This is a genomic window from Kitasatospora sp. NPDC056327, assembly GCF_042261735.1.
Classification (GTDB): domain Bacteria; phylum Actinomycetota; class Actinomycetes; order Streptomycetales; family Streptomycetaceae; genus Kitasatospora.
In genome coordinates this window covers 1-6,155 of the sequence record NZ_JBHJRC010000400.1, presented here as the reverse complement: position 1 = coordinate 6,155, position 6,155 = coordinate 1, and the positions used below count along the sequence as shown (strand labels likewise).

Genomic DNA, 6,155 nt, shown 5'->3' with positions numbered 1-6,155 from the left:
CCCGGGGAGGATCCCCGGGGCCGCCTTCGGATCGGACCCTTAGTTGAACGAGTCGCCGCAGGCGCAGGAGCCGGTGGCGTTCGGGTTGTCGATCGTGAAGCCCTGCTTCTCGATGGTGTCGACGAAGTCGACGGTGGCGCCGCCCAGGTACGGGGCGCTCATCCGGTCGGTGACGACCTTGACGCCGCCGAAGTCCTTGACGACGTCGCCGTCGAGCGAGCGCTCGTCGAAGAACAGCTGGTAGCGCAGGCCGGAGCAGCCGCCGGGCTGGACGGCGACGCGCAGCGCGAGGTCGTCCCGGCCTTCCTGCTCCAGCAGGGCCTTGACCTTGCCCGCGGCGGCGTCGGTGAGGAGGATGCCACTCTCGACAGTGGTCTCGTCCTGGACGGTCATCTGCTTTCTCCCGGTCTTTGACGACGGTCTGCCGCCAGTGCCAACCGACGGCCGCCCGGTTTCATTTCCCGGACGGCGAGGTGTTTTCGGAGGCTTCGTGGCGGCGCCGTTTCCGTGGGCCGGGCGTGTACCCGCTCCCCATGCGCTTCCCATGCTCGCACACCGGCGGCCCCGGGTGACCGCCCGATCGGACCGATCCGGGTGAACGGGCCCCGCCGGGGCGGCCGGGCGGCCAGGATGGTGGGCATGATCCTGCGCCCGGTCCAGGACACCGCCGCCGACGCGGAGGCCGTCCAGCACATCGCCCGCGCCGCGTTCGCCTCCCTCCCCGACACCCCTCCCGTCACCGGCCCGGTCCCGCCGTCCGTCTACCAGCTGGCACGGACGCGGCACCTGGCGCGGACCGATCCGCAGGGCTGCTGGATCGCCGAGCACGGGGGCGGGCCGGTGGGCGCGGTGCTGTCGCTGCGGCGTGAGGGGGCCTGGGTGCTGGCGCTGCTGGCGGTGCTGCCGGAGGTGCACGGCAAGGGGCTGGGCCGACTGCTGCTGGACCGAGCCCTCGCGCACGGGCACGGCTGTCTGCGCGGGATGCTGTGCTCCTCGCCGTCCCCCGCGGCCGTGCGCCGCTACCGGCTGGCCGGGTTCACGATGCACCCGGCGATGCAGCTGACCGGGCGGGTGGACCGGGCCGGGCTGGCCGACCCGGGGAACCTCCCGGTGCACCGGGGCAACGCCTCCCACCTGCACCTGCTGGACTCGGTGGACCGGCGGCTGCGCGGCTCCGCGCACGGGCCGGACCACGAACTGCTGCTGGCCCACTGCGAGGAACTGCTGATCGCGGACACCCTGGCGGGCAGCGGCTACTGCTACCGGGACGGCGGTGAGGTGAGGCTGCTGGCGGCGACCTCGAAGCGGATCGCCACCCGGCTGCTGCGGGAGGCCCTGGCCCGGGTGCCGGACGGGGTGGAGGCCCGGGTCGAGGCGCTGACCGCGGAGCAGGAGTGGGCGCTGGACGTCGGCCTGGAGGTCGGCCTGACGGTGGAGACCCGGGGCTTCCTGGGCCTGCGCGGGATGCGCCCGCCGGCGCCGTACGTGCCGAACGGCGGGCTGCTGTAGCGGACGGCGGGAGCCCCGCCGGGCGGTTCCCGGCGGGGCTCCGGACGGCCGCGGCTCACGCCATGGTGTCGAGGATCTCCCGGACCGTCTCCATGGTGGTGCCCGGGTGGAGGAAGGCGAAGCGGGCGACCGTCTCGCCGTCCCAGCCGGTGGGGGTGACGAAACCGATCTGGTCCGCGAGCAGCTGCCGGGACCAGCGGTAGTAGTCGTCGTTGGTCCAGCCCCGGCGCTTGAAGCAGACCGCGGAGAGCTGCGGGTCGAACAGCAGCTCCAGGTGGTCGGTGTCGCGGATCAGCTGCGCGGTGTCCCGGGCGAGCGCGAGGCCGGCCTCGATGGCGTCGGTGTAGGCCTGGACGCCGTGCACGGCGAGCGAGAACCACAGCGGCAGGCCGCGGGCGCGCCGGGTCAGGTGGTAGGCGTAGTCGGTGGGGTTCCACTCGTCGCCCTCGGTGTGCAGGACGTCCAGGTAGGAGGCGTCCTGGGTGTGCACGGCACGGGCCAGCTGGGGGTTGCGGTAGAGCAGCGCGGCGCAGTCGAAGGGCGCGAACAGCCACTTGTGCGGGTCGACGACGAAGGAGTCGGCGTGCTCGATGCCGTCGTAGCGCTCCCGGACGGAGGGGGCGAACAGGCCCGCGCCGCCGTAGGCGCCGTCGACGTGGAACCAGAGGTCGCGCTCGCGGGCGACCTCGGCGAGGCCGCGGAGGTCGTCGACGATGCCCTCGTTGGTGGTGCCGGCGGTGCCGACGACGGCGATCACCGTCCCCGGGTCCGGATCGGCGGCCAGCGCGGCGCGCAGGGCCTCGCCGGTGAAGCGGCGGTCGACGGTCGGCACCTCGAACGCCTCGACGCCGATGATGTTGAAGGTGTTCTTGACCGAGGAGTGCACCTGGCCGGCGACGGCGATCCGCAGCCGGGCCCCGGGGCCGACGCCCAGCCGGCGGCGGGCGGTGTCGCGGGCGACCACCAGCGCGGACAGGTTGCCGGCCGAGCCGCCGGAGACGAAGGTGCCGCCGGCCGAGGCCGGCATGCCGGCGCGGTCCGCGATCAGGCGCAGCACCTGGTTCTCGGCGGCGATCGCGCCGGCCGCCTCCAGCCAGGAGATGCCCTGGAGGGAGGCGCAGGAGACGACCATGTCGAAGAGCAGCGCGGCCTTGGTGGGGGCGCACGGGATGAAGGAGAGGTAGCGCGGGCTGTCGGCGGAGATCACCGCTCGGGAGAGCTCGTGGTCGTAGAGCTTGAGCACGTCGGCCGGGGCGTTGCCGTCCTGGTTGAGCAGGCCGGAGAGCTGCACGCGCAGGTGCTCGCCGTCGCCGGGGTGGTCGAGCGGGACGGGGTCGTACTGCAGCCGCTCGCGCATGTAGTCGAAAACCAGGTCGACCAGGTCGCTGTCGGGCCGGTGCATGCGGTCGGGGGCTGCGGACACGGGTGTCCCTCTCGGCTGTGGGGTGTCGGGGAGCGCCCGGTGGCACGGGGGGTGACACCGTACGGCCGGACGTGCTCAGCGTAGGCAGCGCGAGGCGTGCACCGCGCGTCGGAACGCGGCTGGTCAGGCAGCTTTCGGGCGTCTTCGGCGGGCCGGGCGCAGGATTCCTGCGCGGGGCGGATCCGCCCGTCCGCTACTGGCCGATGAGCTGGGAGAGGACGACCGAGGAGCGGCTGCGCTGGACGCCCGGCTCGCGGCGGATCCGCTCGATGACCGCCTCCAGGTGCCGCATGTCGGCGGCCCGCAGGTGGACCAGCGCGTCCGGGTCGCCGGTGACCGTCCACGCGGCGACCACCTCGGGGAACTGGCGCAGGCTGGCGAGGATCTCCTCGGGGGCGGTCCGCTCGCGGCAGTAGACCTCGACGAAGGCCTCGGTCCGCCAGCCGAGCACCGAGGGGTCGAGGACGACGGTGAAGCCGCGGACCACCCCGCGCGCCCGCAGCCGGTCGATCCGGCGGCGGACGGCGGTGGCGGAGAGGTTCACCTGGAGGCCGATCTCCGCGTAGGAGGCGCGGCCGTCACCGGCGAGCCGGGCGAGGAGCAGGCGGTCGGTCTCGTCCAGGGAGGCCCCGACCGTCTCGTGCGCTCGGCTGCTGCTCATCGGTGCGGGGCTCCACGGGTCGTGCGGCGTCGGGATCGGCGGCGGGGCGGCGTCGGCCCGCCGAAACGGTTCGGCACCATTCTGGCGGATGTCAGGAGCGAGTCCACCTCTGGCGGATGACGCGGAGGCGTCCGCCGGGGCCCGGCCCGGCCCGGGGGTCAGCCGGTGAGCAGGACGATCTTGCCCCGGGTGCGGCCCTCGGCGCTGAGCGCCTGCGCGGAGGCGGCCTGGGCGAGCGGGAAGGTCGAGGCGACGGTCACGGTCAGCCGCCCCTCGTCGGCGAGCGCGGCCAGCTCGGCCAGCCCGGCGGCGTCCGGGCGGACCCAGACGTACCGGCCGCCGCGCGCCCGCACCCCGAAGTCCGCGACGGAGGCGATCCGCGCCGGGTCGGCGACCAGCCCCGCCGAGACCTCGACGGCGTCGCCGCCGACCAGGTCCACCGCGGCGTCCACGCCCTCCGGGGCGAGCGCCCGGACCCGCTCCGCCAGGCCCTCGCCGTGGTGGACCGGCTCGGCGCCGAGCGAGCGCAGGTAGGCGTGGTTGCGCTCGCCGGCGGTGCCGATCACCCGGGCGCCGAAGGCCCTGGCGAGCTGGACGGCCAGGTGGCCGACCCCGCCGGCCGCGGCGTGCACCAGGACGGTGTCCCCGGCGCCGGCGCCCACCGCCCGCAGCGCGTGCAGGGCGGTCAGCCCGGCCAGCGGCAGCCCGCCGGCCTGCGCCCAGTCCAGCGCGGCCGGCTTGCGGGCCAGGGTGCGCACCGGCGCGGCGACCAGCTCGGCGTAGGTGCCGTGCTCGACCGCGTCCTTGCGGACGTAGCCGTAGACCTCGTCCCCCGGCGCGAACTCGGTGACCCCGCCGCCCACCGCGCGGACCACGCCCGCCGCGTCCCAGCCCATCACCAGCGGGAAGTGCGCGTCGAGCAGGCCGTCCAGCCGCCCCTCCCGCACCTTCCAGTCGACCGGGTTCACCCCGGCTGCCCTGACCTGCACCAGCACCGAGTCCGGGCCGACCTTCGGATCGGGCAGGTCCGTGTACTCGACCACTTCGGGGCCGCCGTAGCGGCGAATCGCGATTGCCTTCATGTGCCCAGCGAACCCCGGCCGGCCCGGGATCCGGTTCCGGCCACGCCGGGCGGCCCCGGGAAGGCTCCGAACCGGCGAGCGGTTCTCGTCACATCGACAGGACGGCCATCGTCACTCTGACGCTAACCGGTTATCATAGATTGCGTCAGATAGACGAAAAGGCTGCACCGCTTGATCGGCCGCACAGAAGGGCACCCGCCCGTGACCACCACCATCACCGAGACCTACGGCGTCGACCCCACTCCGACGCCGCTCGCTCTGCTGCTGCTCGGCCGCGAGGCCGACCCGAACAGCGAGCGCGGCGTAGAGTGCCCCGGCGACCTCCCCCCGGCCTCCGACCCCGACCTCGTCGAGCGCGCCAGGGCGGCCAAGGCCGCGCTCGGCGACCGCGTCTTCATCCTCGGCCACCACTACCAGCGCGACGAGGTGATCGAGTTCGCCGACGTCACCGGCGACTCCTTCAAGCTCGCCCGCGACGCCGCGGCCCGCCCGGAGGCCGAGTACATCGTCTTCTGCGGTGTGCACTTCATGGCCGAGTCCGCCGACATCCTCACCGGAGACGACCAGCGGGTCGTCCTGCCGGACCTCGCGGCCGGCTGCTCGATGGCCGACATGGCCACCGCCGAGCAGGTCGCCGAGTGCTGGGACGTGCTGACCGACGCCGGCATAGCCGACGTCACCGTCCCGGTGTCGTACATGAACTCCTCCGCCGACATCAAGGCCTTCACCGGCCGGCACGGCGGCACCATCTGCACCTCCTCCAACGCCAAGCGCGCCCTGGAGTGGGCCTTCGAGCAGGGGCAGAAGGTGCTCTTCCTGCCCGACCAGCACCTCGGCCGCAACACCGCGGTGCGGGACATGGGCTTCTCGCTGGACGACTGCGTCGTCTACAACCCGCACCGGCCGAACGGCGGCCTGACCGCCGAGCAGCTGCGGGACGCGAAGATGATCCTCTGGCGCGGCCACTGCTCGGTGCACGGCCGGTTCACCCTGGACTCGGTGAACGACGTGCGCGAGCGGATCCCGGGCGTCAACGTCCTGGTGCACCCGGAGTGCCGGCACGAGGTCGTCGCGGCGGCCGACATGGTGGGCTCGACCGAGTACATCATCAAGGCGCTGGACGCCGCCGGGCCCGGCTCCAAGTGGGCCATCGGCACCGAGCTGAACCTGGTCCGCCGGCTCGCCAAGGCGCACCCGGACAAGGAGATCGTCTTCCTGGACCGGGCGGTCTGCTTCTGCTCGACCATGAACCGGATCGACCTGCCGCACCTGGTCTGGGCGCTGGAGTCGCTGGTCGAGGGCCGGGTGCCGAACGTGATCAGCGTCGACCCGGAGACCGAGAAGCACGCCAAGGCGGCGCTGGACCGGATGCTGGCCCTGCCGTAGCGCCCCGGCGACGAAGGGTCCGGTGACAACGGGCCCGGCGACGAAGGGCTGAATTTCCAAAACTTGATTCTCTTTTTTTACAATCCCCATTATC

6 protein-coding genes are annotated in these 6,155 nt (G+C 73.5%); 2 read left to right on the top strand and 4 right to left on the bottom strand.

Annotated elements, in window-relative coordinates; translation table 11 throughout:
• Positions 1-39 precede the first annotated feature (39 nt).
• The gene (locus tag ACFCX4_RS33850) at positions 40-393 is read right to left on the bottom strand and encodes a HesB/IscA family protein (RefSeq protein ID WP_376150907.1); all 354 of its coding nucleotides are present in this window, start codon (positions 391-393) and stop codon (positions 40-42) included.
• 246 nt (positions 394-639) lie between these two features.
• On the opposite strand from ACFCX4_RS33850, the gene ACFCX4_RS33845 reads away from it, so the two are divergent.
• The gene (locus tag ACFCX4_RS33845; RefSeq protein ID WP_376150905.1) at positions 640-1,509 is read left to right on the top strand and encodes a GNAT family N-acetyltransferase; all 870 of its coding nucleotides are present in this window, start codon (positions 640-642) and stop codon (positions 1,507-1,509) included.
• Positions 1,510-1,564: 55 nt separating this feature from the next.
• Here ACFCX4_RS33845 and ACFCX4_RS33840 read toward each other — a convergent pair whose 3' ends face one another.
• The 3 genes from ACFCX4_RS33840 to ACFCX4_RS33830 all read right to left on the bottom strand — a co-directional run bounded on the left by ACFCX4_RS33840 (position 1,565) and on the right by ACFCX4_RS33830 (position 4,675).
• Positions 1,565-2,932 carry a pyridoxal phosphate-dependent decarboxylase family protein gene (locus tag ACFCX4_RS33840; protein ID WP_376150903.1) on the bottom strand — a complete coding sequence of 456 codons (1,368 nt, stop codon included), beginning with the start codon at positions 2,930-2,932 and terminating at the stop codon, positions 1,565-1,567.
• A gap of 193 nt (positions 2,933-3,125) precedes the next feature.
• On the bottom strand, positions 3,126-3,593 hold the full coding sequence (locus ACFCX4_RS33835; protein ID WP_376150901.1) for an Lrp/AsnC family transcriptional regulator: 468 nt from the start codon (positions 3,591-3,593) through the stop codon (positions 3,126-3,128).
• Positions 3,594-3,751: 158 nt separating this feature from the next.
• Entirely contained in the window at positions 3,752-4,675 is a 924-nt protein-coding gene (locus ACFCX4_RS33830; protein WP_376150899.1) for an NADP-dependent oxidoreductase, read from the bottom strand.
• Between the two features lie 201 nt (positions 4,676-4,876).
• Between ACFCX4_RS33830 and nadA the strand changes: the two genes are divergently transcribed.
• Positions 4,877-6,061: a quinolinate synthase NadA gene (gene nadA / locus ACFCX4_RS33825; RefSeq protein ID WP_376150897.1), complete on the top strand. Its 1,185-nt coding sequence runs from the start codon at positions 4,877-4,879 to the stop codon at positions 6,059-6,061.
• Positions 6,062-6,155: the final 94 nt, after the last annotated feature.